Below are 24,243 nucleotides of genomic sequence, written 5' to 3'. Positions count from 1 at the left end.
TGCGGCGCGACAATGGCGCCCGTTCCGGTGCTGTCCGCCTTCGCGAGGCACCGCTCCCCCAAGCAAGACAAGGTAGTGAATCCCATGTTCTCGGTCATCTCCGCCAGCACCGGCCTTGGCGCCTGGTTCAGTGGTGCGGCTACCGGCATCGGCCTGTTTGCCGTGGTCGGCGCCCAGAGTGCCTTCATCCTGCGCCAGGGCATCCTGCGCAAGCACATCGTGCCGGTGGTCGCCACCTGTGCGGCCATCGATGCGATCTTCATCTTCGCCAGCGTGGCCGGCCTGCGCACGCTCACCACCGCGCTGCCGTGGCTGACCACCGCCGTCCTCTGGACCGGTGTGGCCTTCCTGGCGTGGTATGCGATGAAGTCGGCACGCCGTGCGATCGCCGGTGGCGGTGGCATGGGCGAAGCCGACAGCGATGACGGCAGTCGTCGTGCGGTGCTGATGGCGGCGGTCGGCTTCTCGCTGATCAATCCGCACTTCTGGCTGGACATGATGGTGATCGGCTCCATCGCCGAGAACTTCGGCAATGCGCGCATGGCCTTCGCGGCCGGCGTGGTCACCGCCAGCTGCCTGTGGCTGACCGCGCAGGGCCTGGGCGCGCGCCTGCTGGCGCCGCTGTTCACCAAATCCAGCACCTGGCGCGTGCTGGACGGCACCATCGCGGTGATCCTCAGCATCCTGGCCCTCACTCTGGCGGTGCGCGGGGTCCATTGACCCGGCGCACGCCCCCCGAACCCACGTCCTTACTCTCTCTCCAAGGTAGTGGCAACGACGGCACCGGCAACGGTGCCGTCGTTTTTTCTGCCCACTGGCGGCGCGGCCGCTTGCCTGCCTAGAATCGGCGAATCTGGACAGGGTGTCCGGGCAGGGAGGGGGAAGGATGCGCAGGACTGTGCTTGCCGCGCTGTTGTGCGCGGTGGTGGGCGGGACGTCGGCGGGTACCGGCGGGGTGGACCTGGAGAAGTACCTGAAACCGGAGTCGTTTTCGAACGTCAAGCTCTCGCCCGGCGGCGACTACGTTGCCGGCACCGTACCGCTGGACGATTCCACCGCGCTGGTCATCCTGCGCACGTCCGACCGCAAGCCTGCCGGCGTGTTCCGCCCGCAGGACAAGAACCACGCCAACACCTTTGAATGGGTGAGCAACGAGCGCCTGCTGGTCGGCCTGGCCGAGAAGCTCGGAGTACTCGATACGCCGCAGCCCACCGGTGAACTGTACGGGGTCAACGTCGATGGCAAGGGCGGGGAACTGCTGGTCGGCTACCGTGTGCAGGGGCGCGGGTTGGGTACGCGCATACAGCCGAAGAAGGTGGAGGACGTCGCGGCCTTCCTCACCGACGAACTGGCGGGCGACGACCGCAATGTGCTGATCGCGGTATGGCCCTTCGCCGAAGACCCCTACACCCGGGTCGAGCGGCTTGACGTGGTCAGTGGGCGTCGCGTGCGGGTTTCCGGTTCACCCGTGCAGCGTGCCGACTTCACTACCGATCATCAGGGTGAAGTGCGCTTCGCCCACGGCGCAGCTTCGGACAACGTCAACAAGCTCTACTACCGCGCCGGGACCAATGCGCAGTGGTCCCTGGTCAATGACGAGTCGCTGAGCCACCGGATAGAATCCGCAATCGGCTTCTCCGAAGATGGCGCGCTGGCCTATCTGCAGGTCGAGCAGCCCACCGGGCCCGATGCCATCGTCAGCTGGAACCCGCAGACCGGCGAACGGCGCGAGGTACTGCGCGATGGCGTGGTCGATCCCTACGCGATCATCTTCCGCCCGGGCACCCGCGTGCCGGTGGGCGCGCTGTTTGCCGGCGATGCACCGCGCACGCGGTTCTTCGATGAGAAGGGCGCCGATGCCCGTCAGTACCGCAGCCTTGAGGCGGCGTTCGGCGGCCCGGTGTTCATCACCTCCAGTACCCGCGATGGCGGCAAGGTGGTGGTGCAGACGTGGTCGGGCAGCAACCCCGGGGATTTCTACCTGTTCGACACCCGCGCAAAGGCGGCCGAGCATCTGCTCAGCCGCAGCGAATGGATCGACCCGAAACTGGCCGCCACCGTGCGTCCGTTCTCGCTGAAGGCGCGCGACGGACTGCCGCTGCACGGCTTCCTGACCCTGCCGCCGGGCAGCGAAGGGCGCAATCTGCCGTTGGTCGTGCTGCCGCACGGTGGCCCCTTCGGCGTATTCGATGAGGGCAGCTACAGCAACGAGCCGCAGATGCTGGCAGCAGCAGGGTATGCCGTGTTGCAGGTCAACTTCCGTGGTTCGGCCAACTATGGCCGCGCGTTCACCCAGGCGGGTGCGAAGCAGTGGGGCGCGGCGATGCAGGACGATGTGACCGACGCCACCCGCTGGGCCATCGCAGAGGGCATCGCCGACAGCAACCGCATCTGCATCTATGGGGCCAGCTACGGTGCGTATGCCGCGATGATGGGGCCGATCCGCGAACCCGGGCTGTACCAGTGCGCCGCGGGCTACGTCGGTGTGTACGACCTTCCGCTGATGTTCAGTGGTGAGGCACAGTTGAGCGATTCGGCCATGGCCTGGCAGCGCGAATGGGTAGGCGATCCGAAGACCCTGGGAGCCCGTTCGCCGGTGAACCTGGCCGCGCAGCTGAAAGTGCCGGTGTTCCTGGCCGCTGGCGGCGAAGACACGCGTGCGCCGGTCAAGCACACCGAGCGCATGGAAGCAGCGCTGAAGGCGGCCGGCTCACCGGTGGAGAGCCTGTATTACCGCACCGAAGGACACGGTTTCCACCGGCCTGAGCACCAGCGCGAGTACTACAGCAGGCTGCTGGCCTTCATGTCACGCAGCCTGGGCGGCGGTACCGCAGCGGCGGCGACGTCTTCCGACAAGGGCAAGGCGCCCTGAAACACGCGCGGCGGCGACCGACGTGGTAGCCGCCGCGGCATCCTGCCGCCGGGCGTTACTTCACCCCGTGCATCATCCGCTTCAACAGCGGCGCAGCGATGAAGGCCAGCAACGCGCAGCCCAGGCCGATCCACATCAGCAGCCAGAACAGGTGCGCATAGGCACCGGCCGCCGCGGCCATGTCCAGCGTTTCGCCTTCAGGTACGTCGATCGCCGCCAGCTTGCCGAACAGTGCGGCCAGCGTTTCGGAGAAGGCCGTCGCCAGGAACCAGGTGCCCATCATCAGGCTCATCACCCGTGGCACCGCCAGCTGGGTGACCGCCGACAGGCCGACCGGCGACAGGCACATCTCGCCGCTGGCCAGCAGGAAGTAGGCCAGCACCAGCCACCACACGCTGGCCATCTCGCCGGTGGCACCAACGTGCTGCGCGGCCAGCGCCAGCGGTACGAACGACAGCGCACCGATCACCAGGCCCCAGGCCGACTTCACCGGCTTGCCCGGTTCCCAGCCACGGCGGTCCATCCAGGTCCACAACGCGGCGAAGGCCGGCGCCAGCAGCACCAGGAACAGGCCGCCGAGGTAGGTCAGCGAACCGGCGGTCTGCGGAATCACCAGGCAGTCGCGCACCAGCAGCACCAGCATCAGCGCGACGATGGCGATGAAGAACGCACGCGGCGCGGACGAACCGGGGCGACGCTCGGACAGGCGCGCGCTGACCACGAAGCCCAGCGGTGCCAGCAGCAGCGAGAGGATCGACCACGGCAGCGGTGAGCCTTCGCGGATCACCAGCGCCGGCACGATGTCCTTGGTCAGCAGGCGGTCGGTGAAGGTCACCCACGAGCCATACGACTGCTCGTACATCGTGAAGAACACCAGCGCCATGAAGATCAGCACCATCAGCGCGACCATCTGCTGGCGCTGCACCGGTGTGCACTGGGTGCCGGTGAACCAGGCGAACCAGACCAGCACGCCGCCCAGCACCACCAGCATCAGCATCAGTGCCAGGCTGATTTCGCCGCCAAGCGCGAAGGCACCGTTGCCGGCCGCCCACATCAGCCAGGCCACCGGCAGTACGCCGATCACCGCGCACAGGTAGATCAGCCACTCGCGCGGCAGGCCCAGCACCTTCTGCTTCAAGGTCGCCGGTTGCGGCGGCTCGGCGTGGCCCTGCAGGTACTTCTGGCCCCACAGGAACATCGCCAGGCCGGCCAGCATGCCGATGCCGGCCGCACCGAAGCCGTACTTCCAGCCGTAGACCTCGCCCAGGAAACCGCACACCAGCGAAGAGAACAGGGCGCCCAGGTTGATGCCGGCATAGAACAGCGAGAAGCCCGAATCGCGGCGCGGATCGTCCTGCGGATAGAGCTTGCCGACGATGGTGGAGATGTTCGGCTTGAGGAAGCCGACGCCCATGATGATCAGCGCCAGCGACAGGTAGGTCACGGCCAGTGCCGAGGTATCGCGCACGACTTCGCCGTTGACCCGGTATGCGGCGTGGCCCTCGAAGGCCATGCCGAGGTGGCCGAGCACCAGCAGGATGCCGCCGAACAGCACCGCCCGGCGCATGCCCAGCCAGCGGTCGGCCAACATGCCGCCGAACACCGGGATGCAGTACACCAGCCCGCCGTAGGCGCCGAGCAGGTCAAGCCCGGCCTTGTCGCCGAACAGGTGGTACTTGGTGAGGTACAGCAGCAGCAGCGCCTTCATGCCGTAAAAGGAGAAGCGCTCCCACATTTCGGTGAAGAAGCAGACGTAGACGCCCTTGGGATGGCCCAGGAAGTCGTCGGAAGCGATAGCAGTGGAATTCATCGCGGAATTATAGGCGTGCGCTGCAGGCGCGCGCCGGGTAGCGCAGCCAGGCCAGGTCGCGTCGTCTTGCCTTGAACCGCGCGAACGCCCGCGTCGGCGGGTACAGCACCACCGCCAATGCACAGGCCACCAGCAGCAGGCCGGCCACCGAGTCCAGTGCATACAGGCAACCGTGGGTCGGGCCCCAGGTCTTCAGGGCCGCCAGGTACAGCAGCTTCAGCACGTACAGGTGCAGCAGATAGAAGAACATCGGCGCTGCGCCGATATCGGCCAGCGGCTGCAGCGCGCGCGCCAGCGGCGGCCACTCATACAGCCGCAACAGCAGCAGGCCCACGCCCAGGGTCAGCAGCAGGAACTGCAGCGAGGGCGGGTACTTGGTGATGTTGAACACGCTCATCCACGTGCGCAGCGTGCTCTGCTGGTACTGCCACGGCGTGTCGCCATAGCCGTTGGCGAAGCGCAGCAGGGCGAAGGCGGCCAGTGCGCCCAGTCCGGTCCACAGCAGCCGCTGCCGGCGCTGCTGCGGGTCGCTGCCGGCAGCGAACCACGGCGCCATCAGGTAGCCCAGCGCGATCACCCCGATCCATGGCAGCACGGGGTAGGAGGTACGCAGGCTCAACGGCCCAGCCTCGATCCAGTCGCGCTGGTGCAGCACCTTCCACAGCACCGCCAGCGTGCCGTCGCCCTGCACCCGTACGCCGTCCAGCAGGTTGTGGCCGACCACCAGCGTCACCGCCAGAACGGCCAGCAGCGGCCGCGGCAGCCACAGCAGGCCGGCCAGCGCGATCATGCTCAGGCCGATCGCCCAGATCACCTGCAGGTACACCGTCTCCGGCGGCCACTGGAAGGTCCAGGCGAGGTTGACCAGGGTCAGTTCCAGCACCACCAGGAACAGGCCGCGCTTGAGCAGGAAAGCCGCAATGGCACGGCGCGGATCGGCATGGCGCTGGCCGTACAGCCAGGCCGACAGGCCGGTCAGCAGCACGAACACCGGTGCGCACAGGTGGGCCAGCAGGCGGCAGGCGAACAGGGCAGGGGACACCGTCGCCGCGTCCATCGGATCGCTGACCTGATGCTGCAGGAAGAACGTCTCGCGCACGTGGTCGAGCAGCATCAGCAGCATCACGGTGCCGCGCAGCTGGTCGATGGAGGCCAGCCGGGAGGAGAGGAAGGAGGACATGCGATGGGTGGGGTACAGGTCAACGGAAAGTTATAACATAGCGTTTGCGGAGTGCCCATTCGGGCTTTGCCGCATCGGCTCGCTCGCGGTGCCGCTGCGGGCCCGTGCCTGCTCCAGCTGCAACCCCCATCCTTTGGCACGCTGGACTTGCTGCCCCCTGAACGCTAGCGTGACAGGGATTTTTTGCCAGCAGGGGCTTTCATGAACCATGACGCTGCGCCCAAGCAGCTCACTTTCCGCGCGGTGGTCCTGGCCATCGTGCTGGCGGTGGTGCTGTCGGCCGCAAACGCCTACCTCGGTCTGTTCGCAGGCCTGACCATCGCCACCGCGATTCCCGCCGCGGTCATTTCCATGGGCGTGCTGCGCCTGCTGGGGGGCGGTTCGATCCTTGAGAACAACATCGTGCAGACCGGCGCTTCGGCCGGTTCGTCGATCGCCGCCGGTGTGATCTTCACCATCCCCGCGCTGGTGATCATGGGCTACTGGCCGGACTTCAAGTACTGGTGGGTGCTGGGCATCGCCGGTCTCGGTGGCCTGCTGGGCGTGCTGTTCTCGGTGCCGCTGCGCCGTTCGATGATCGTCGAAGATCCGCTTCCGTTCCCGGAAGGCAAGGCTGCGGCCGAAGTGCTCAAGGCCGGTGAGAACCCGGGCCCGGGCCTGAAGATCCTCGGCCTGTCGGCGGTGATCGGTGCGTTCGTGAAGCTGGCCGCGGAAAGCGGCATGCGCCTGATCCCGGACGCCTGGGCCACCTCGGCCTATGTCGGCAGCTCCAAGGTCACCGCCTTCATCGGCACCAACCTGTCGCCGGCGTTGCTGGGCGTGGGTTACATCGTCGGTCTCAACGTCGGCATCGTGGTGGTGTCCGGTTCGATCCTGACCTGGCACATCGCCATTCCGATCTACCAGGCGTTCTTCATGAACACCGATCCGGCACTGGCCGCGTCGGTTGCCGCGGCTTCGTCCACCGAGGCGGCGTTCGCGATCTGGGGCGCGAAGATGCGCTACCTGGGTGTCGGCGCAATGCTGATCGGCGGCATCTGGACCCTGATCTCGCTGCGCAAGTCGCTGCTCAACGGCGTCAAGAGCGGCTTCGCCGCCGCCCGCAAGAGCGGTGGTCCGGTGCTGGCGCACACCGAGCGCGACCTGCCGATGAAGTGGATGCTGGTGGCGCTGGTGGTGTTCACCCTGCCGCTGCTGGCGCTGTACCAGGCCATCGTCGGCCAGTGGCACGTGTCGATCCCGATGACCCTCATCATGATCGTCGCCGGCTTCCTGTTCGTGTCGGTCTCGGCCTACCTGGCCGGCCTGATCGGTTCGTCCAACAACCCGGTCTCGGGCATCACCATCTCCACCATCCTGTTCGCCTCGGCCGTGCTGGTCGTGCTGCTGGGCAAGGATGGCCTGCAGCCGGTCGGCGCCTTCGGCGCGCCGCTGGGTGCGGTGGCCGCGATCATGATCGGCGCGGTGGTGTGCTGCGCCGCAGCGGTCGGCGGTGACAACCTGCAGGACCTCAAGGCCGGTTACATCGTCGGTGCCACGCCGTGGAAGCAGCAGCTGATGCTGGGCATCGGTGCGTTCTCGTGCGCGCTGATCATGGCCCCGGTGCTGAACCTGCTGGCCACCGCCTACGGCATCGGCGTCAAGTCCGAGCTGCACCCGAATGCGCTGGCCGCACCGCAGGCCAACCTGATGGCGTCGGTGGCCAAGGGCCTGTTCGGTGGCGAGCTGCCGTGGACCTTCATCGGCATCGGTGCCGTGGTCGGTGCCGCCATCATCGCGTTCGACAGCTGGCTGAAGTCGCGCAACTCGCGTTTCCGCGTGCCGGTGCTGGCCGCGGCGATCGGCATCTACCTGCCGCTGGAACTGATGGTGCCGATCTTCCTCGGCGGCCTGATCTCCTACCTGGTCGAGCGCTTCCACAAGGTGCGCGCCGATGACGAGGAAGGCCGCGACCGCGTGCACAAGCCAGGCGTGCTGTTCGCTGCCGGCCTGATCACCGGTGAGGCGCTGATGGGTATCGCCATCGCCGTGCCGATCGTGGTCAGCAGCCGTGCCGACGTGCTGGCCGTGCCGTTCCACCTGCCGGCCGCGCAGTGGATCGGCCTGGCCGTGCTGTTCCTGGTCGGCTGGCTGATCTACCGCACCGGCAAGCGCGCCGTGGCATGACGGCCCCGGGGTCGGATCCCTTCCCCGCAGGGAAGGGCTCTGACCCCATGCTGGCAGCGTCCGGGGTCAGAGCCGATTCCCATGGAATCGGATCCGACCCCGACCTCCGACAAACCGCGCTACGGCGCGGTTTGCTTTTTCTGGCGGCAGCTCAGCCACGGCCATGACCGATGGCCTTGGCAGGCCCGGCCGCGCAGGCCTACCATCGGTTTTTTGCCGTCCTGCGGAGACCCCGATGAAACTGCGTCATGCCCTGTTGCCACTGAGCCTGCTGGCTGCCCTGCCCAGCGTCGCCGCTGCCCGTGGCCTGGAAGTCCGCGACATGGTGGCCATGGACCGCGTCTCCGCGCCGGTATTGACCGCCGACGGCGGCACCGTGGTGTTCGCCAAGCGCAGCACTGATGCCAACCTCAAGGCCAGCACCGCACTGTTCGCGCGCAACCTGCGCACCCGCGACGCGGCACCGCCGAAGCAGATCACGCCGGCTGGCTGGAACGTCAACTCCGCATCGCTGTCGGCCGATGGCCAGACCGTGTACTTCCTCAGCGCCAAGAACGGCAGCCAACAGCTGTACGCACAGCCGATCAGTGGCGGCGCCCCGCGCCAGCTGACCGACTTCCCGGTGGACGTGGACAGCTACCACGTGTCGCCGCAGGACGACCGCGTGCTGTTCAGCGCCGGCGTGTTCCAGGCCTGTGCCTCGGACCTGGCCTGCACCGAAAAGAAGCTGAAGGACGTGGAAGGCGCCAAGGCCAGCGGCAAGGTCTTCGATTCGCTGTTCGTGCGCCACTGGGATACCTGGAACGACGGCCGCCGCAACACCCTGTTCGTCGCCCCGTTGCCGGCAGCCAAGGCCGGTGCGGTCAAGGGCGCTTCGGCGCTGAGCGCGACCATCGACGGCGACGCTCCGTCCAAGCCGTTCGGTGGCAATGACGATTTCGCCTGGTCGCCGGATGGCAGCAGCGTGGTCGCCAGCATCCGCGTGGCCGGCAAGCAGGAGCCGTGGTCGACCAACTTCGACCTGTACCGCTTCGATGCCGCCGGCAAGCAGGCGCCGGTCAACCTGACCGCGTCCAACCCGGCCTGGGATGCCGGCCCGGTGTTCAGCGCCGACGGCAAGACCCTGTTCTACCGCGCGATGAAGCGCCCGGGCTTCGAGGCGGACCGCTTCGGCCTGATGGCGATGGACCTGGCCAGCGGCAAGACGCGCGAGATCGCGCCGCAGTGGGACCGTTCGGCCGGCGGCATCGCTCTGTCCGCCGACGGCGCCAGCATCTACACCACCGCCGACGACCTCGGCGAGCACCCGCTGTTCCAGATCGACGTGGCCAGCGGCAAGGCCACCAAGCTGATCGGCGATGGCAGCGTCACCGCTGTCGACGTGGCCGGCAACAGCGTGGCCATCACCCGCAACAGCCTGAAGAGCAACGACCAGGTGCTGGTCGGCCTGCTGCCTGCCGCAGGCGAGCCGATCGGCGAACTGCGCGCGCTGACCCCGGCTGCTGGTGACGTGCTGAAGGATGTGTCCTTCGGCGACTATGAGCAGTTCGAGTTCAAGGGCTGGAACAACGACACCGTGCATGGCTATGTGGTCAAGCCGCACAACTACCAGGAAGGCAAGTCCTACCCGGTCGCGTTCCTGATCCATGGCGGCCCGCAGGGCAGCTTCGGCAATGGCTGGAGCTACCGCTGGAACCCGCAGACGTACGCCGGCCAGGGCTACGCTGTGGTGATGATCGACTTCCACGGCTCCACCGGGTACGGCCAGGCCTTCACCGATGCGATCAGCCAGCATTGGGGCGACCGTCCGCTGGAAGACCTGCAGAAGGGCTGGAGCGCGGCGCTGAAGAAGTACGACTTCCTCAACGGTGACAAGGCCTGCGCACTGGGTGCCAGCTACGGCGGCTTCATGGTCAACTGGATCGCCGGCAACTGGAACAGCCCGTTCAAGTGCCTGGTCAACCATGACGGTGTGTTCGACCAGCGCATGATGGGCTATGCCACCGAAGAACTGTGGTTCACCGAATGGGAGCAGGGCGGCACGCCGTACCAGAAGGCTGCGAACTACGAGAAGTTCAACCCGGTCAACCACGTCGCCGACTGGAAGAAGCCGATCCTGGTCATCCATGGCCAGCAGGATTTCCGCATTCCGGTCGAGCAGGGCCTGGCTGCCTTCACCGCGGCCCAGCGCCAGGGCATCGAGTCGAAGTTCCTGTACTTCCCGGACGAGAACCACTGGGTGCTGAAGCCGAACAACAGCATCCTGTGGCATGACACCGTCAACGCCTGGCTGAAGCAGCACATCGGCGAATAAGCGATACCGGCGCCGCCCTTGTGGCGGCGCCCGGCTTTCCGGTAGTGCCGGCCGCTGGCCGGCAACTGCACGTTGCGACCTACCTACATGGGGTTGCCGGCCAGCGGCCGGCACTACCAGGATGCCTGCATGCCCTCGACTGCCCTGATCCAGAACGACATCGTCGTCTTCGGCCTGATCGCCGCCACCCTTGGCGCCGTGTTCTGGACGGCTTCGCGCGAGCAGGGCCTGTGGAAGCGCTTCTATACCTTCGTGCCGGCGCTGCTGCTGTGCTACCTGCTGCCGGGCATCTACAACACATTCGGCCTGATCGACGGGCAGAACACCAAGCTGTACAACCCGATCGCACGCGACATCCTGCTGCCGGCGGCGCTGATCCTGCTGACCCTGGCGGTCGACATCAAGGGCATCCTGCGGCTGGGGCCGAAGCTGGTGCTGATGTACCTGGGCGCATCGGCCAGCATCATGCTGGGTGCCGTGGTGGCGTTCCTGGTGATGCGTGCGATCCATCCCGATACCGTCGCCGGTGATACCTGGGCCGGCATGGCTGCACTGGCCGGCAGCTGGATCGGCGGCGGTGCCAACATGCTGGCCATGCGCGAAGTGTTCGATGTCAACGCGACCACCTTCGGCCAGTTCGCGGTGGTCGATGTGGGTGTTGGCTACGTGTGGATGGCGGCGTTGATCTTCCTGGCCGGGCGCGCGGCGAAGATCGATGCACGCAGCGGTGCCGATACCTCCGCCATCGACGAGCTGAAGGAGCGCATCGCACGCTTCCAGGCCGAGCACGAGCGCATTCCCAGCCTGACCGACCTGATGTTGATCGTGGCCGTGGCCTTCGGTGGCGTCGGCCTGGCCCATGCCATCGGCGCGCCGCTGGCGGCGTGGTTCAAGGTCCACGTCAGCTGGGCATCGCAGTTCAGCTTGGATGCGCCGTTCGTGTGGGTGGTGGTGCTGTCGACCACGCTCGGCCTGGGCCTCAGCTTCACCCGTGCACGTACGCTGGAAGGCGCGGGCGCCTCGCGCCTGGGCTCGCTGCTGCTGTACTTCCTGATCGCCTGCATCGGCATGCAGATGGATCTGCTGGCGTTGCTGGATCGCCCATGGCTGTTCCTGCTCGGCCTCATCTGGATCAGCGTGCACATCGTGCTGCTGTGGTGCCTGGGCAAGCTGTTGAAGGTGCCGTTCTTCTACTTCGCCATCGGTTCGCAGTCGAACATCGGCGGCCCGGCCTCGGCACCGGTGGTGGCCGCTGCGTTCCATCCAGCGTTGGCGCCGGTAGGCGTGCTGCTGGGCACGATGGGCTATGCCACCGGCACCTATCTGGCGTATGTGGTCGGCATCACCCTGCGCGCGCTGGCCACGTGACCCACGGTAGCGCCGGGCCATGCCCGGCGAACCGCATCGCGGCGGATGTGCATGCTGCCGGGCAGGGCCCGGCGCTACCGATGCGTCATGCCACCGGCAAGCCGCGTTCCATCAGCCACGCCTTTGCGTCTTCGGCATCCTGTTCAAACCACGCCTTCGTCGACCCCAATCGATACGTATATCCCCACGCATCCATGTCGGCCATCAGCCGCTCACTGCCGACACCGGGCAGGTGCCCGGCCAGCACGATCTGCAGGTAGCAGGTGGCGTCTTCTTCGGGCACCGAATCGGTGGCATCGGTATGCACCTGCGCGCGCCGCTCCGGTGGCAGCACGATCAGGTGGCAGGCCTCGTGCAGCATCGAATGCACCGGCGTGTCATCGCGCACGTAGACGTCGCTGGCGATGATGCCCGCCTCGGGCTCGCCCCAGTAACTGCCCGGGATCGGCTCGCCGGCCGCAACGTGGTGCAGCCGCAGCTCATGTGCAGCGAGCAGGCGCTGGGCATCGGCGAAGGCGATGTCGCCGACGCGGGTAACGTTCGGTTCGGGCGTGGTATCCGTCATGCGGGTCAGGCCGCCCCGCCCATGCAGGCACGGGCGGGGCAGGGGGTCAGGGTTTGTCCGGGCCTTCGGGCAGCGCCACGGAGATGTCCAGCACGTCGTGCTGGCCATCCTTGACCAGGTCCACCTTCACTGCATCGACGTCGATGTTGACGTACTTCTTGATCACTTCCAGCAGCTCGCGCTGCAGCAGCGGCAGGTAGTCGGGACCGCCACGGTGGCTGCGCTCCTGCGCGATGATGATCTGCAGGCGGTTCTTGGCGGTTTCGGCGGTGGTCTTCTTCGCTTTGAGGAAATCAAACAGGCCCATGCTTACCCTCCGAACAGCTTGCTGAAGAAGCCCTTCTTCTCGACGCTGGTGAAGCGCATCGGGCGTTCTTCGCCGAGGATGCGTGCGACGGCGTCGTCATAGGCCTGGCCGGCAGCGGATTCGCCATCCAGGATGACCGGCTCGCCCTTGTTGGAGGCATTGAGCACGTCGCCCGATTCGGGGATCACGCCGATCGCCTTCAGGCCAAGGACCTCCTCGACGTCGGCGATGCTGAGCATCTCGCCGCTTTCCACGCGCACCGGGGTGTAGCGGGTCAGCAGCAGGAAGGCCGGCACGTCCTGGCCGGATTCGGCCTTGTGGGTCTTCGAATCGAGCAGGCCGATGATGCGGTCCGAGTCGCGTACCGAGGACACTTCCGGGTTCACCACCACAACCGCACGGTCGGCGAAGTACATCGCCAGGAAGGCGCCCTTCTCGATGCCGGCCGGGGAGTCGCAGATGATGTATTCGAAGCCGTCGGCAGCCAGATCCTTCAGGACCTTGCCCACGCCTTCCTGGGTCAGCGCATCCTTGTCGCGGGTCTGCGAGGCAGCCAGCACGAACAGGTTGTCAAAGCGCTTGTCCTTGATCAGGGCCTGCTTGAGGGTGGCTTCGCCGTGCACGACATTCACGAAGTCGTACACCACGCGGCGTTCGCAGCCCATGATCAGGTCGAGGTTGCGCAGGCCGACGTCGAAGTCGATCACCGCCACCTTCTTGCCGCGCCTTGCCAGGCCGCAGGCCAGGCTTGCGCTGGAAGTGGTCTTGCCGACGCCGCCCTTGCCGGAGGTGACTACGATGATTTCAGCCAAAGGACTTCTCCTGATGATTCTGTTTGAGGTGCTGCATCAGTCCAGCGCAGCGATCTTGATCTGGTCCTGTTCCAGCCACACCTGCACGGCCTTGCCGCGCAGGGTTTCCGGTACATCGTCCAGTACCTTGTAGTGGCCTGCAATGGCGACCAGTTCCGCATGGAAATCACGGCAGAAAATGCGTGCCGCGGTGTTGCCCTGGGCCCCTGCCAGCGCACGGCCGCGCAGGGTTCCGTAGATATGGATGCTGCCATCGGCGATGACCTCGGCGCCGGCGCCGACGGTGGCCATCACGGTCAGGTCGCAGTTTTCCGCATACAGCTGCTGGCCCGAACGCACGTTGCCCAGCTGCATGCGGCCCGGCTGTGGCGCGGCCGTATCGGCAGCCTTGCCCATCGGCGTGGCCGGCGCCGGAGCCGGCGCGGCCTTCGCTTCGGCGCGTGCGGCACGGCGCGGTTCCGGTGCGGGTGCCGGCGGCGGGGCAGGTTCTGCCTCGGCGCGCTCGTACTGGGCGCGGAACTTGGCCAGCAGCGGCAGGCCGAGCTGCTGCGAGAGCAGGTCGACCGCACTGGTGCCATAGGCCAATGCCACCGGCAGTACGCCGGCACCGCGCAGGCCATCGACCAAGGCCTGTGCCGTTGCCACGTCGGGCACCTGGCTGAGGCCGCCGAAGTCCAGGATCACCGCTGCACGGCCGAACAGCTTCGGTGCACGGCTTACCCGTTCCTGCATTTCCTGCACGAGGCGTTCAACATCAAGGGTGCGGATGCGCAGGTTGGCGATGCCCACCTGGCCGATCTTCAGTTCACCGGCCTGTTCGTAATCGAAATTCACTGCCACGCTCAGGTCCCCGTCGACCGCTGTGCCTGCGCCGGCAGCTGCCGGTCGCGCGCCCATGCAACATCAGGCAGCTTGCCGCCATAGGTTTCATTCACCCACGGGAAGCTGCACAGTTCCTTGGCCAGCATGCTGGCGCGCACGTCCACCTGCGGCATGGTGTTCTGGCCCAGCTCGCGGAAGCCGAAGCTGCCGTGGAAGAGCAGGGCGGCATCGGCGCCGTGGTCCAGGAACACTTCACAGGTCATCTGCGGGTAGCGCAGCTCGGCAAAGCTCTGCGCATCGGCGTAGAACGCACGGCCGACGCCACCACCGCGACGGCGGCTGGCGACCACGATGCGGTCGATATAGAAGAAGGGGGTGTCCAGGTGCTGCTTGAACCAGGCGAAATTGCTGCTGTCGTGCTGGCTGTCGCTGCCGAAGCCGATCAGGAAGCCGGCCAGGTTGCCGTCGCGCTCGGCGACGCGGAAATATTCAGCGGTTGCATAGAACAGGCGCAGGCGCTCTGCATCCAGGGGAAGGATGGCCAGGCCAGCATTGTTGTTCAAAGCCAGGACGGAATCGAGCTCGTGCTCGCGCACGTCGCGGATGACAATCGACATTGTGACTCCGTGGGGTAACGCGGTTGGTCCCATGTAAGGACCCTGCGCATGATTATTGCATGCCCGGGGTGGGCTGCGGCATGAACAGGGGACCGCACCGAACATGACTTTATGCCCTTGGGCCCTGACGCGCACAGGCTACGATGGGCCATGCTGGCCCGACTCAACCACAATGCGATGCTGCGCTACTCCGGGTTGTTCACCTGGGGCACCGTCGGCCTTTGGCTTGCGATCTACCTGATCGATCCGGTGTCGCTGACACTGGAAAGCCTGGACGGCGAGGCCGGCTTCCGGATCATTCCCTGGGCCTCGGCCTACCTGGCCTTCGGCTTCGTGTACTGGGTGCTGACGCGCTCGCTGGGCGAAAGCCGGCCCGGCTTCTTCGACCATGCCGCGCTGATCCTGCTGACGGCCTGCGCGATCGGCGTGAGCTATTTCTCCGGCACCGCACTGGGCAGCATCCTGCTGATGGTGGTGGCCGGCCTGCTGCCCTGGCTGCTGGGCCCGCGCATCGGGGTGGTGTGGCTGGTGGCCAGCAACCTGGCCGTGCTGCCGGTCTACATCCAGCCGCTGGGCTTCCCGCCGGTCATCGCCGTACTGCAGGCCGTCGGCTACATGGGCTTTTCCAGCTTCGTGTTCGTGATCGCGCTGGTGGCGCGCCGCCAGGCCGAAGCGCGCGAGGAGCAGCGCCGGCTGAATGCAGAGCTGCGCGCCACCCGTGCGCTGCTGGCCGAAAGCGCGCGGGTGAACGAGCGCACCCGCATTTCGCGCGAACTGCATGACCTGCTGGGCCACCAGCTGACCGCGTTGACGCTGAACCTGGAAGTGGCCGGGCACCTCGCCGAGGGCCAGGCGCTGGAGCACGTGAAGCGCTCACATGCCCTGGCCAAGCTGCTGCTGGGCAACGTGCGCGAGGTGGTCAGCCAGCTGCGCGAGACCGGCGCCATCGACCTGGCCGCTGCGCTGCGTCCGCTCACCGAGCACGTGCCGTCGCTGGACATCCAGCTGGAGATCGAGGAGCCGCTGAACGTGGAAGACCCGCAGCGGGCCCACGTACTGCTGCGCTGCACCCAGGAGATCATCACCAACACGGTGCGCCATGCCGGCGCCCGCCACCTGTGGCTGCGGGTGTACCGTGAGGTCCCGGACCAGGTGGTGGTGGAGGCCCGCGACGACGGCGTCGGGGCGGAAACGGTCAATGTGGGCAATGGTTTGCGCGGCATGCGCGAACGCCTGCAACAATGTGGAGGCCAGCTGCAGGTGGAGACCCGCCCCGGCGAGGGCTTCCGGCTGCGGGCGACGGTACCGGCAACGGTGCTGGCGGCCCTTACCCAGGTTCCTGAAGGAGTGCGTTGATGATTCGCGTCTGCCTGGTCGACGACCAAACCCTGGTGCGGCAGGGGATCCGCTCGCTGCTGGCGCTCGACGACGGCATCGAAGTGGTGGCCGAGGCCGCCGATGGCCGTCAGGCGGTCGAGCTGATCCCGCAGATCCGCCCGGACGTGGTCCTGATGGACATGCGCATGCCGGTGATGTCCGGGCTGGAGGCGCTGCAGGTGCTGTCACGGCAGGAACAGCTGCCGCCGACCATCATCCTGACCACCTTCGACGATGACCAGCTGGTGCTGGCCGGGCTCAAGGCCGGGGCCAAGGGCTACCTGCTCAAGGACGTGACCCTGGCGCAGCTGGTCGGGGCGATCCGCACGGTGGCCGATGGCGGTTCGCTGGTGCAGCCGGCGGTGACCCAGCGGCTGCTGTCCGGGCTGGAGCACATGCGCAACGACTTCGTCAGCCTGGACCGGCCCGACCCGCTGACCGACCGCGAGACCGAGATCCTGCGGCTGATGGCCAGCGGTTTCTCCAACAAGGAGATCGCCAATTCGCTGGGGGTTGCCGAGGGCACGATCAAGAACCATGTGTCCAACATCCTTTCCAAACTGGGCGTACGTGACCGTACGCGTGCAGTCCTGAAAGCGTTTGAACTCCAGTTGGTGTGAGGAAAATCCTTTAGCGACAAAGACTTGGCACGCAGTCTGGGCCCGGATTCAGGGTTGCCCCCCACTTGCCCCCTACTTGCCGGGTACGCGGATGCGTTACCCTTCGAATTCTTTGTGCATACAAATGCGCAGCCGGCACGGAAACCGGTGCGCCAATCCCGATAACCAATGCCCGCGAAGCCTGCTAGGATTGGCGCTTCGCTTCAATCAACCCGGCCGTGGGATCGGCCCCGGAGACTCTCTGAATGACCCGTATTATCGAGTTCCTGATCGCCTTGGGGATCGTGGCTGGCCTGTTCGTCATCATTGGCGTCTGTCTGCCGGGCGAGCGTCACATCACCGAAAGCATCGAGACCAACCGCAAGATGACGATCGTGTACGACACGGTCAGCAGTCTGCGCCGCTTCAAGGACTGGAACCCGCTGGTACTGCGCGATCCCGCCGTTGAACTGAAGCTGTCCGGCCCGGCTTCCGGCGTCGGTGCCACTCTCGACTACACCTCCAAGGACCTGGGCACCGGTTCCTGGAAGGTGACCGAAGCCGAAGAGAACAAGCGTGTTGTGATCGCTGTCGACGATGCCTCCAAGGGTCACGACAAGGTCACCACCTTCACCCTGGAGCCGACCGGCAAGGGCGGTCGCAACGTCAAGATCACCCAGGACTACTCGGTGAAGTATGGCTTCGACCTGTTCGGCCGCTACGCAGGCCTGTATGTCAGCCGTCAGATCGGCGATGACATCAAGATGGGTCTGTCGCGCCTGGCGAACATGCTGGCCACCGTGCCGAATGTCGACTACCGCACCTCCGAAGCCCCGCTGACCGATCTGGGCATCGTCGATGTCCCGGCCGAAGACCTGCTGGTCGTCACCGCCGGTAATGTCGACCGTGGCCAGGATTCCATCACCAAGTCCATCAAGGACAACCAGGAGTGGATCAAGCGCGTGATCGAGGCCAATGGCCTGGAAGCCGCAGGTCCGCTGCGTATCATCACCACCGATTTCGGTGCTGAGAAGTACGCCTTCGACATCGCCCAGCCGGTGAAGAAGAAGGGTGCCGAAGGCGTGCCGGCCGAACAGCTGACCGTCAAGATCGACGGTGGCGCTCCGGTCAAGTACGTCCGCGTGGCTCCGCACCGTTCGGCGCATGCGGCCTACACCGGTCACATGGCAGGTCTGGACGTTGCCCGCAGCGCCCTGCGCGCCTGGGCCGTGACCTCCGGCAACGAAGTCATCGACCGTCCGTACGAAACCTGGAAGGACGGCGTGGACAAGTCGTTCACCCCGGAAGCAACGTACGACATCTACTGGGCCGTCAAGTAAGCCTCGGCTGACCCATGTAGTGCTGGACACGAAAACGCGCCGCTTCCTGCGGCGCGTTTTTTTTTCATCCCGAGCCCGGTGTCGGGCATTGCGCAAGGAGCTGTCATGTTCAATTCCGAACGACGCGCGCGTAAACCGTCGTTGCTGGCCTGCCTGGGGGCGCTGCTGGCATCGGCCTCGATCGGTCTCTCGGCCTATGCCGCGCATGGCGTGTCCGATCCGCTGGCGCAGCAGCACCTGAACATGGCGGCGTTGTACGCCTTTGCCCACGGAGCGGTACTGGCTGCCCTCGGCCCCCGCGCGCAGGGCGCGATCGCGCATCTGTCGTTGTACGTGTTGCTGCTGGGCGTGCTGCTGTTCTCCGGCAGCCTGGTGGGCGGTGCGCTGTGGCAGTGGCCGACCCGGCTGGCGCCGGTAGGTGGCACCACGCTGATGGCCGGGTGGGTACTGCTGGCGATCAACGCGCTGCGGCGCTAGCCGCAACGCCCAAGCACTGGTAGCGCCGGGCTACGCCCGGCGTCGAGCGCAGCGACCCGCGTCTGCCTTTGCTTTTTTGTTTGTTCAATTCCGTGGCGGACGCACCCGGAAACTGTCCGTGGCCGGGAGGATGGGCGGCGCAGGGGCGTAAGCGCCATGGATGGCGCGCCCGAGCTTACATGGACGTACTTGCAGCGGCCCCTGCGCCGCCCACCCTCCCGGCCAGCCCGAGGACCGCGGTCGAGCAGCCGCCACGAGGGGCTCAGCCGTTGGCCGGTTTCCAGCACCAGTGCCACGGCTCATAGACAATCCCATGTGGGTTGTCGCGCGGATAGCTCAGATGGAACCCGTGCGCCGCGGCATTGGCCTGCAGCCACGCAAACGCAGCCGTCGCCTCGAAGGTCTCCTCGGCCGGCGCATCCCCCGGTGTGCCGATGTCCAGCGCGTGACCACTGTGGTGTTCGCTGAAACCAGGGGCGGCATTGACCTTCAGGATCTGCGGCACGCTTTGCCCGCGCGCCAGCTTGCGTTCGAAAATGCCGAGCTGATACGCATGGCTGCGGAAGCCGGAGATCGCGTCCAGTGCAATTCCATCCCGGGCGGCATGCAGGCGCATCCGTCGCCAGCCCTGCGCGGCACCGCGGCGCAGCCACAGCGGGCGGGCAAAGCGATCACGTCCGGCCAAGTGCAGCACGCACGGCTCGGCTTCCAGTGCCAGCCCGCTGTCGTGCGCATAGCGCTGTGCATCCAGGCCCAGCTGCTGCAGGCGCTGCTGCAGGCCAACCAGCGGCAGCCACTGGTCTTCCAGTGCAGCGCCGAACGGTCGTGACCGTGCGCCATCCAGCAGGGCCAGCGCTTCCTCCACGCCGGGCTCGCGTGGCAGCCGCGGCACCAGCGAGTGCACACCGTGCGCCAGTACTGCCGCCAGGTAGCGGCCATCGCGCTTGCGCCGCAGTACCCACTGCGCGCGGGCCAGCAGGCGGGCGTCGAGATTGCTGCGCGCGCGCAGCAGCGGCGCAGGCCACAGTTCGACGGTCTCGGTATTGATCAACAGCGGAGTGATGCGGTGCATCGATCCAGCTTACTGCCGTGGCGTCGCGGCGGCCACCTTGCGCAGCGCCTCCAGCAGGGCCTGCGGGCGCTCCAGGCTGAGCAGCAGGGTGCTGCCGCCGCGCACCGGAATCACCAGCGTGCGTGCGCGGTCGGTGACCAGGGCAAAGCCCTTGCCGCCGCCCTGCAGGCGGAAGTGCCCGGAATAGAAGCCGGGCATGCTGTAGCCGTTGCTCTTGAAACGGATGCCATAGCGGCGATCGCGGCTCAGGTCGACCACCTCGGCCTGGTCCAGCAGCAGGTCGGCCACCGGCGTGCGGCGACGGTACAACGTCGAACGCACGTCCAGCACATTGCCTGCCAGCTCCACCCGGCGACGGAAGAACGCCCAGCCCAGGCCGATGCCCATCAGCACGATCACCGCCAGGCTCCATGCCGCGCTGCCGCCCATCAGGAAGAACGGCGGCGACAGGGTGACCTCCATCCAGGGAGCATCGCTGCGACTGTCGTGCAGCTGTGCCCACATGCCCACACCCAGTGCCGCCAGCAGCGGCAGCAGCACCCACAGCACCCGCAGCGAAGAACTCTCGGCAACCTCGAACGGGCGTGCATCACTGCCGCTCATCGCTGCGCCTCCACCCAACGCGCAACGTCATCGATCAGCTGCCCATCGACGTGGCCCGGCTGTGCGTATTCCTTCAATGAACCGGGGCCGCTGCCGGCGATGCCGATGTGGTTGAGGGCAGGGTAGGCCTTCCATTGCACGTCCCGGCGATCGGCCAGGGCTTTCTTCCACAGGGCCCAATCCGTTTCCGGTACCTGGAAGTCGCGGCCCCCGTGCAGCATCAGCAGTGGTTTTTTCAGCGCAACCGCGTCGCCGCGTGCGTTCACCGCTTCGATGCTTTTCCAGAACGTCTGCGGCGTGCCCAGTGGCAGTTCGCTGGCGGGTGCAGGCGCGTTGCTGCGGGCCGCGGCGATCTGCGCGTCGAGCTTGTCCAAGAACGCTTGCTCCGGGGCGCTGATCGAGCCGTCCAGCGACAGCAGGTAGCGGTTCTGCTCCGGCAGCAGTTCAAGCAATGTGCGCGCCGGCGCGGCCCACAGGATCGCGCCGCGCGCCTGTGGCCAGCGGCTGGCGATGCGCGGGGCGAGCATGCCGCCCTGGCTGTGGCCGAGCACGAAGATCCGCTTGCCGTCGATGCGTGGGTCCGCCGCCAACGCGCTCAACGCTGCGATGGCATCGTCGGTGGTCTCGTCATCAACGTTGAAGCTGCCGCTCTGGAAGTCCTGGGGACGGGCATGGGTGCGCTTGTCGTAGCGCAACACGGCGATGCCCTGTGCGGCCAGGCCGCGGGCGATGTCCAGGAAAGGGCGGTTGCCACCGATGGTTTCGTCGCGATCCTGTGGGCCGGAGCCGTGCACCAGCACTACGGCCGGGAACGGTCCTTTGCCCTTGGGCATGGACAGTGTGCCGGGCAGCGCACCGCGCGCCTGTGGCACGCTGAAATCGGCCTCGCTGTAGTTCGCGTCGGCCGGCGGTGGCGGTGCCTTGGCGGCAGGGGCCGGGAGCAGCAGCAGGCCCGCTACTTTGTCCTGCCCATTCACCGCCACCTGCGCGATCACCGCGCCACTGGCGAACTGCAACGGCACTTCCACCAGCTGCAGTCCCTGCTGCTCGCTGCTGTGCGCCGGGCCGCGCTGCTTCAGTTCACCCAGCGACTGCCACAGGCCCTGCAGCTTGTCGGCAGGCACCGCCGCGGCCATCTGCGGGGTCAGCATGGCTTCGGCATCGGCGATGCGCCCTGCCTGCAGGTGATCGAGCAGGCGTGCTGCGACCTGCTGCGGTTCGCCAGCGGATGCACTGGCGGACAACAGGGCAAGGGAAACAGCAAGCAACGAGCGGCGTGCGCTCATGGTCACAGCTCCTTCTTGAAGACCAGCAGGGCCGGGCGCATCGGCGCCGGGACGATGATGTTGACCAGTTCCCAGCCCAGCTGGCCCTGGCGGCTGAGTTCGGCCTGGATGTCGTCAGCTTTCTGCAGGCCCATCATGGATGTCTTGACCTCGACGGTCAGGTAGCTCCAGCGCTTGCTCATTCCTTGTCCTCCGGCGATGGCTTGGGTTTCGGCAGGCGGCCTGCCTTGCGCAGTGCGTCGCGCAGCACGTATTCGATCTGTGCGTTGAGGCTGCGCAGTTCATCGTCCGCCCAGCGCTGTGCGGCTGCCAGGACCTCGGCGTTGATGCGCAGCGGATAGGCTTTTTTCTCGCTCATGCAGACTCCTGGCGGGGCAGTGGGGCGCCCCGTTGCGAGGGTGGCTCAGTACAGCGAGCCGGTGTTGACGACCGGCTGCGTGCCGCGGTCCGAGCACAGCACGGTCAACAGGTTGCTGACCATGTGCGCCTTGCGCTCCTCGTCCAGCTGCACCACGCCGTTTTTCTGCAGCTCGGCCAGCGCCATCTCGACCATGCCGACCGCACCGGCGACGATGCGCGTGCGTGCGGCGATGACCGCATTGGCCTGCTGCCGCTGCAGCATCGCCTGGGCGATTTCGGCGGCGTAGGCGAGGTGGCTGATGCGCGCATCGATCACCTGCACGCCGGCATCGGCCAGGCGCTCGGCCAGTTCGTTCTTCAGGTGCTGGGAGATCTCGCTGGCATGGCTGCGCAGCGCCAGCTGGCCGTCCTCGTGCTGGTCATAGGGGTAGCTGGTGGCCATCGCGCGCAGCGCCGATTCGGACTGGATGTGCACGAAGCTCTCGTAGTCGTCCACGTTGTAGACCGCTTCGGAGGCGTCGACCACCTGCCAGACGATCACCGCGGCGATCTCGATCGGGCTGCCGTCCAGCTCGTTGACCTTCAGCTTGCCGCTCTCGAAGTTGCGCACGCGCTGGCTCACGCGGCGCTTGCTGAAGAAGGGATTGTTCCAGCGCAGGCCGTTGTCCTTGACGGTGCCGACGTACTTGCCGAACAGGCTGACCACCGCCGCCTGGTTGGGCTGCACGGTGTACAGACCGGCCAGCGCGACCAGCGCCAGCGCAGCGATCAGCAGGCCGGCCAGGATCAGCAGCACGTTGGGCGAGCCGGTGCTGGCCTTCGCCGCGACCCCGGCCACGAACAGGGCGCCGCCGGCGAGGGCTACGACCAGGGACCCGGCGAGCGCGCCCAGGCCGTTGAGGGAGGACAGCGACTTCTCTTTCATGGCGGTACGTCCTTGAGGGTTCGAATTGAAGATATCAAAGTGATATCACATTCGCGCTACCGTTCGTCGGCTGGGCGTGCCCAGGCGCTGCGGCTGGACCGGATAGAATGCCCACCCGCCTTCACATCGCTGCTGGAACCCCGCCATGGCCAAGCTTGGAACCCCGTTGTCCCCCTCCGCCACCCGTGTGCTGCTGCTGGGCTCGGGCGAACTTGGCAAGGAAGTGGCCATCGAACTGCAGCGGCTGGGCGTGGAAGTGATCGCTGCCGACCGTTACGCCGACGCCCCGGCCATGCAGGTGGCACATCGTTCGCACGTGATCGACATGCTGGACGCGATGGCCCTGCGCCAGTTGATCGCCCAGGAGCAGCCGCACCTGGTGGTACCCGAGATCGAGGCGATCCACACCGAGACCCTGGTGCAGCTGGAGCAGGAGCAGGGCCTGCGGGTGATCCCGACCGCGCGTGCTGCGCGCCTGACCATGGACCGTGAGGGCATCCGCCGCCTGGCCGCCGAGACGCTGGGCCTGCCAACCTCGCCGTACCGCTTTGTCGACACCGAGGCCGAGTACCGCGCCGCCGTGGCAGCGATCGGCCTGCCGTGCGTGGTCAAGCCGGTGATGTCGTCCTCGGGCAAGGGCCAGAGCACGCTGCGCAGCGAGGCGGACATCGCCCCCGCATGGGAATACGCGCAGACCGGTGGCCGTGCCGGCGCCGGCCGCTGCATCGTCGAGGGTTTCATCGACTTCGATTACGAGATCACCCTGCTGACCGTACGCCACGCCGCCGGGACTTCGTTCTGCGCGCCGATCGGCCACCTGCAGAAGGAGGGCGACTATCGCGAAAGCTGGCAGCCGCAGCCGATGTCGGACAAGGCGCTGGCGCGTGCCGAGGAGATCTCGCGCGCGATCACCGATGACCTCGGGGGCTGGGGCCTGTTCGGTGTCGAGCTGTTTGTGAAGGGCGACGAGGTGTGGTTCAGCGAAGTATCGCCGCGTCCGCACGATACCGGCCTGGTGACGCTGGTGTCGCAGGAGCTGAGCGAGTTCGCGCTGCATGCACGGGCCATCCTCGGCCTGCCGATCCCGGTGATCCGCCAGAGTGGCCCTTCGGCCTCGTGTGCGCTGCTGGCACACGGCGAGGGCGTGCCGTACTTCAACAACGTCGCCGCTGCATTGCAGGTGCCGGACACCGCCGTGCGCCTGTTCGGCAAACCCAGCGTGCATGGCCACCGCCGCGTGGGCGTGACCTTGGCGCGCGCGGAAACCATCGACCAAGCACGTGCTATCGCGCGTGATGCCGCCGAAGCGATCGGCGTCGAGCTGCGCTCGTAAAACGGTAGCGCCGGGCCATGCCCGGCGGCTTCCCATAG

23 protein-coding genes are annotated in these 24,243 nt (G+C 66.7%); 10 read left to right on the top strand and 13 right to left on the bottom strand.

What is annotated here, in order from left to right; all coding sequences use genetic code 11:
* The first annotated feature begins 84 nt into the window (after window positions 1-84).
* Both TEP_RS13960 and TEP_RS13955 read left to right on the top strand, forming a co-directional pair.
* Complete coding sequence (locus tag TEP_RS13960; protein ID WP_132825667.1) at window positions 85-720, top strand: LysE family transporter; 636 nt, start codon at window positions 85-87, stop codon at window positions 718-720.
* Window positions 721-886: 166 nt separating this feature from the next.
* Window positions 887-2,872, top strand: coding sequence for a S9 family peptidase (locus tag TEP_RS13955; protein WP_132825666.1), 1,986 nt, complete (start codon window positions 887-889; stop codon window positions 2,870-2,872).
* A gap of 55 nt (window positions 2,873-2,927) precedes the next feature.
* On the opposite strand, the gene TEP_RS13950 is transcribed toward TEP_RS13955, so the two are convergent.
* Window positions 2,928-4,682 (bottom strand): oligopeptide:H+ symporter, encoded by a 1,755-nt coding sequence (locus TEP_RS13950; protein ID WP_132825665.1) that lies wholly within the window; start codon window positions 4,680-4,682, stop codon window positions 2,928-2,930.
* Between the two features lie 7 nt (window positions 4,683-4,689).
* Window positions 4,690-5,862: a heparan-alpha-glucosaminide N-acetyltransferase domain-containing protein gene (locus TEP_RS13945; RefSeq protein WP_132825664.1), complete on the bottom strand. Its 1,173-nt coding sequence runs from the start codon at window positions 5,860-5,862 to the stop codon at window positions 4,690-4,692.
* Between the two features lie 201 nt (window positions 5,863-6,063).
* On the opposite strand from TEP_RS13945, the gene TEP_RS13940 reads away from it, so the two are divergent.
* The 3 genes from TEP_RS13940 (at window position 6,064) to TEP_RS13930 (ending at window position 11,710) form a co-directional block, all read left to right on the top strand.
* On the top strand, window positions 6,064-8,028 hold the full coding sequence (locus TEP_RS13940) for an oligopeptide transporter, OPT family (RefSeq protein WP_132825663.1): 1,965 nt from the start codon (window positions 6,064-6,066) through the stop codon (window positions 8,026-8,028).
* 235 nt (window positions 8,029-8,263) lie between these two features.
* Window positions 8,264-10,342, top strand: coding sequence for a S9 family peptidase (locus tag TEP_RS13935; RefSeq protein ID WP_132825662.1), 2,079 nt, complete (start codon window positions 8,264-8,266; stop codon window positions 10,340-10,342).
* 129 nt (window positions 10,343-10,471) lie between these two features.
* Window positions 10,472-11,710 carry a DUF819 family protein gene (locus TEP_RS13930; RefSeq protein WP_132825661.1) on the top strand — a complete coding sequence of 413 codons (1,239 nt, stop codon included), beginning with the start codon at window positions 10,472-10,474 and terminating at the stop codon, window positions 11,708-11,710.
* Between the two features lie 85 nt (window positions 11,711-11,795).
* Here the strand turns inward: TEP_RS13930 and TEP_RS13925 are convergent, their stop codons facing one another.
* Genes TEP_RS13925 through TEP_RS13905 form a run of 5 tightly spaced genes read right to left on the bottom strand, consistent with a single transcriptional unit; the run spans window position 11,796 to window position 14,833 of the window.
* The gene (locus TEP_RS13925) at window positions 11,796-12,275 is read right to left on the bottom strand and encodes a hypothetical protein (protein ID WP_132825660.1); all 480 of its coding nucleotides are present in this window, start codon (window positions 12,273-12,275) and stop codon (window positions 11,796-11,798) included.
* 46 nt (window positions 12,276-12,321) lie between these two features.
* Window positions 12,322-12,582, bottom strand: coding sequence for a cell division topological specificity factor MinE (gene minE, locus TEP_RS13920; protein WP_005408532.1), 261 nt, complete (start codon window positions 12,580-12,582; stop codon window positions 12,322-12,324).
* A gap of 2 nt (window positions 12,583-12,584) precedes the next feature.
* The gene (gene minD / locus TEP_RS13915; protein WP_132825659.1) at window positions 12,585-13,394 is read right to left on the bottom strand and encodes a septum site-determining protein MinD; all 810 of its coding nucleotides are present in this window, start codon (window positions 13,392-13,394) and stop codon (window positions 12,585-12,587) included.
* A gap of 36 nt (window positions 13,395-13,430) precedes the next feature.
* Entirely contained in the window at window positions 13,431-14,291 is an 861-nt protein-coding gene (minC, locus tag TEP_RS13910) for a septum site-determining protein MinC (protein ID WP_132825658.1), read from the bottom strand.
* Window positions 14,237-14,833 (bottom strand): GNAT family N-acetyltransferase, encoded by a 597-nt coding sequence (locus TEP_RS13905; protein ID WP_025873875.1) that lies wholly within the window; start codon window positions 14,831-14,833, stop codon window positions 14,237-14,239. The genes minC and TEP_RS13905 overlap by 55 nt, the downstream gene beginning before the upstream one ends.
* 150 nt (window positions 14,834-14,983) lie before the next feature.
* Here TEP_RS13905 and TEP_RS13900 point away from each other — a divergent pair, with 150 nt between their 5' ends.
* From TEP_RS13900 to TEP_RS13885, 4 genes are all read left to right on the top strand, one after another.
* Window positions 14,984-16,189 (top strand): sensor histidine kinase, encoded by a 1,206-nt coding sequence (locus TEP_RS13900; RefSeq protein WP_025873874.1) that lies wholly within the window; start codon window positions 14,984-14,986, stop codon window positions 16,187-16,189.
* Window positions 16,189-16,830, top strand: a complete 642-nt coding sequence (locus TEP_RS13895) for a response regulator transcription factor (RefSeq protein ID WP_025873873.1) — start codon at window positions 16,189-16,191, stop codon at window positions 16,828-16,830. Before TEP_RS13900 ends, TEP_RS13895 begins: the two co-directional genes overlap by 1 nt.
* A gap of 245 nt (window positions 16,831-17,075) precedes the next feature.
* Window positions 17,076-18,149 carry an SRPBCC family protein gene (locus TEP_RS13890; protein ID WP_049467700.1) on the top strand — a complete coding sequence of 358 codons (1,074 nt, stop codon included), beginning with the start codon at window positions 17,076-17,078 and terminating at the stop codon, window positions 18,147-18,149.
* Window positions 18,150-18,254: 105 nt separating this feature from the next.
* Window positions 18,255-18,626 carry a DUF423 domain-containing protein gene (locus TEP_RS13885; RefSeq protein WP_132825657.1) on the top strand — a complete coding sequence of 124 codons (372 nt, stop codon included), beginning with the start codon at window positions 18,255-18,257 and terminating at the stop codon, window positions 18,624-18,626.
* 262 nt (window positions 18,627-18,888) lie between these two features.
* Here TEP_RS13885 and TEP_RS13880 read toward each other — a convergent pair whose 3' ends face one another.
* The 6 genes from TEP_RS13880 to TEP_RS13855 are packed head-to-tail and all read right to left on the bottom strand — an operon-like array spanning window position 18,889 to window position 22,872.
* Window positions 18,889-19,698, bottom strand: a complete 810-nt coding sequence (locus tag TEP_RS13880; RefSeq protein WP_132825656.1) for a M15 family metallopeptidase — start codon at window positions 19,696-19,698, stop codon at window positions 18,889-18,891.
* Between the two features lie 9 nt (window positions 19,699-19,707).
* Window positions 19,708-20,301, bottom strand: a complete 594-nt coding sequence (locus TEP_RS13875; protein WP_132825655.1) for a PH domain-containing protein — start codon at window positions 20,299-20,301, stop codon at window positions 19,708-19,710.
* Entirely contained in the window at window positions 20,298-21,587 is a 1,290-nt protein-coding gene (locus TEP_RS13870) for an alpha/beta fold hydrolase (protein ID WP_132825654.1), read from the bottom strand. Before TEP_RS13870 ends, TEP_RS13875 begins: the two co-directional genes overlap by 4 nt.
* A gap of 2 nt (window positions 21,588-21,589) precedes the next feature.
* A complete protein-coding gene (locus tag TEP_RS13865; protein WP_025873867.1) occupies window positions 21,590-21,769 on the bottom strand; it encodes a DUF4177 domain-containing protein in 180 nt (59 codons plus the stop codon).
* A complete protein-coding gene (locus TEP_RS13860; protein WP_005412615.1) occupies window positions 21,766-21,945 on the bottom strand; it encodes a hypothetical protein in 180 nt (59 codons plus the stop codon). Before TEP_RS13860 ends, TEP_RS13865 begins: the two co-directional genes overlap by 4 nt.
* Window positions 21,946-21,990: 45 nt before the next feature.
* Entirely contained in the window at window positions 21,991-22,872 is an 882-nt protein-coding gene (locus TEP_RS13855) for an SPFH domain-containing protein (RefSeq protein WP_025873866.1), read from the bottom strand.
* Between the two features lie 145 nt (window positions 22,873-23,017).
* Between TEP_RS13855 and purT the strand changes: the two genes are divergently transcribed.
* Window positions 23,018-24,205, top strand: coding sequence for a formate-dependent phosphoribosylglycinamide formyltransferase (purT, locus tag TEP_RS13850; protein WP_132825653.1), 1,188 nt, complete (start codon window positions 23,018-23,020; stop codon window positions 24,203-24,205).
* Window positions 24,206-24,243: the final 38 nt, after the last annotated feature.

This window comes from Stenotrophomonas sp. TEPEL, from assembly GCF_004348785.1.
Lineage (GTDB): Bacteria > Pseudomonadota > Gammaproteobacteria > Xanthomonadales > Xanthomonadaceae > Stenotrophomonas > Stenotrophomonas indicatrix.
This window is presented reverse-complemented; position numbering and strand designations above follow the sequence as displayed.

Bases quoted from the DNA above. Each gene is read 5' to 3' on its own strand.
- TEP_RS13900 (WP_025873874.1), top strand. From the start codon at position 14,984: ATGCTGGCCCGACTCAACCACAATGCGATGCTGCGCTACTCCGGGTTG.
- TEP_RS13885 (WP_132825657.1), top strand. From the start codon at position 18,255: ATGTTCAATTCCGAACGACGCGCGCGTAAACCGTCGTTGCTGGCCTGC.
- TEP_RS13930 (WP_132825661.1), top strand. From the start codon at position 10,472: ATGCCCTCGACTGCCCTGATCCAGAACGACATCGTCGTCTTCGGCCTG.
- TEP_RS13935 (WP_132825662.1), top strand. From the start codon at position 8,264: ATGAAACTGCGTCATGCCCTGTTGCCACTGAGCCTGCTGGCTGCCCTG.
- TEP_RS13870 (WP_132825654.1), bottom strand. From the start codon at position 21,587: ATGAGCGCACGCCGCTCGTTGCTTGCTGTTTCCCTTGCCCTGTTGTCC.
- TEP_RS13865 (WP_025873867.1), bottom strand. From the start codon at position 21,769: ATGAGCAAGCGCTGGAGCTACCTGACCGTCGAGGTCAAGACATCCATG.
- TEP_RS13905 (WP_025873875.1), bottom strand. From the start codon at position 14,833: ATGTCGATTGTCATCCGCGACGTGCGCGAGCACGAGCTCGATTCCGTC.
- TEP_RS13890 (WP_049467700.1), top strand. From the start codon at position 17,076: ATGACCCGTATTATCGAGTTCCTGATCGCCTTGGGGATCGTGGCTGGC.
- TEP_RS13955 (WP_132825666.1), top strand. From the start codon at position 887: ATGCGCAGGACTGTGCTTGCCGCGCTGTTGTGCGCGGTGGTGGGCGGG.
- TEP_RS13950 (WP_132825665.1), bottom strand. From the start codon at position 4,682: ATGAATTCCACTGCTATCGCTTCCGACGACTTCCTGGGCCATCCCAAG.
- minE (WP_005408532.1), bottom strand. From the start codon at position 12,582: ATGGGCCTGTTTGATTTCCTCAAAGCGAAGAAGACCACCGCCGAAACC.
- TEP_RS13860 (WP_005412615.1), bottom strand. From the start codon at position 21,945: ATGAGCGAGAAAAAAGCCTATCCGCTGCGCATCAACGCCGAGGTCCTG.
- TEP_RS13880 (WP_132825656.1), bottom strand. From the start codon at position 19,698: ATGCACCGCATCACTCCGCTGTTGATCAATACCGAGACCGTCGAACTG.
- TEP_RS13895 (WP_025873873.1), top strand. From the start codon at position 16,189: ATGATTCGCGTCTGCCTGGTCGACGACCAAACCCTGGTGCGGCAGGGG.
- purT (WP_132825653.1), top strand. From the start codon at position 23,018: ATGGCCAAGCTTGGAACCCCGTTGTCCCCCTCCGCCACCCGTGTGCTG.
- TEP_RS13875 (WP_132825655.1), bottom strand. From the start codon at position 20,301: ATGAGCGGCAGTGATGCACGCCCGTTCGAGGTTGCCGAGAGTTCTTCG.
- TEP_RS13945 (WP_132825664.1), bottom strand. From the start codon at position 5,862: ATGTCCTCCTTCCTCTCCTCCCGGCTGGCCTCCATCGACCAGCTGCGC.
- TEP_RS13940 (WP_132825663.1), top strand. From the start codon at position 6,064: ATGAACCATGACGCTGCGCCCAAGCAGCTCACTTTCCGCGCGGTGGTC.
- minC (WP_132825658.1), bottom strand. From the start codon at position 14,291: ATGGGCGCGCGACCGGCAGCTGCCGGCGCAGGCACAGCGGTCGACGGG.
- TEP_RS13960 (WP_132825667.1), top strand. From the start codon at position 85: ATGTTCTCGGTCATCTCCGCCAGCACCGGCCTTGGCGCCTGGTTCAGT.
- TEP_RS13855 (WP_025873866.1), bottom strand. From the start codon at position 22,872: ATGAAAGAGAAGTCGCTGTCCTCCCTCAACGGCCTGGGCGCGCTCGCC.
- TEP_RS13925 (WP_132825660.1), bottom strand. From the start codon at position 12,275: ATGACGGATACCACGCCCGAACCGAACGTTACCCGCGTCGGCGACATC.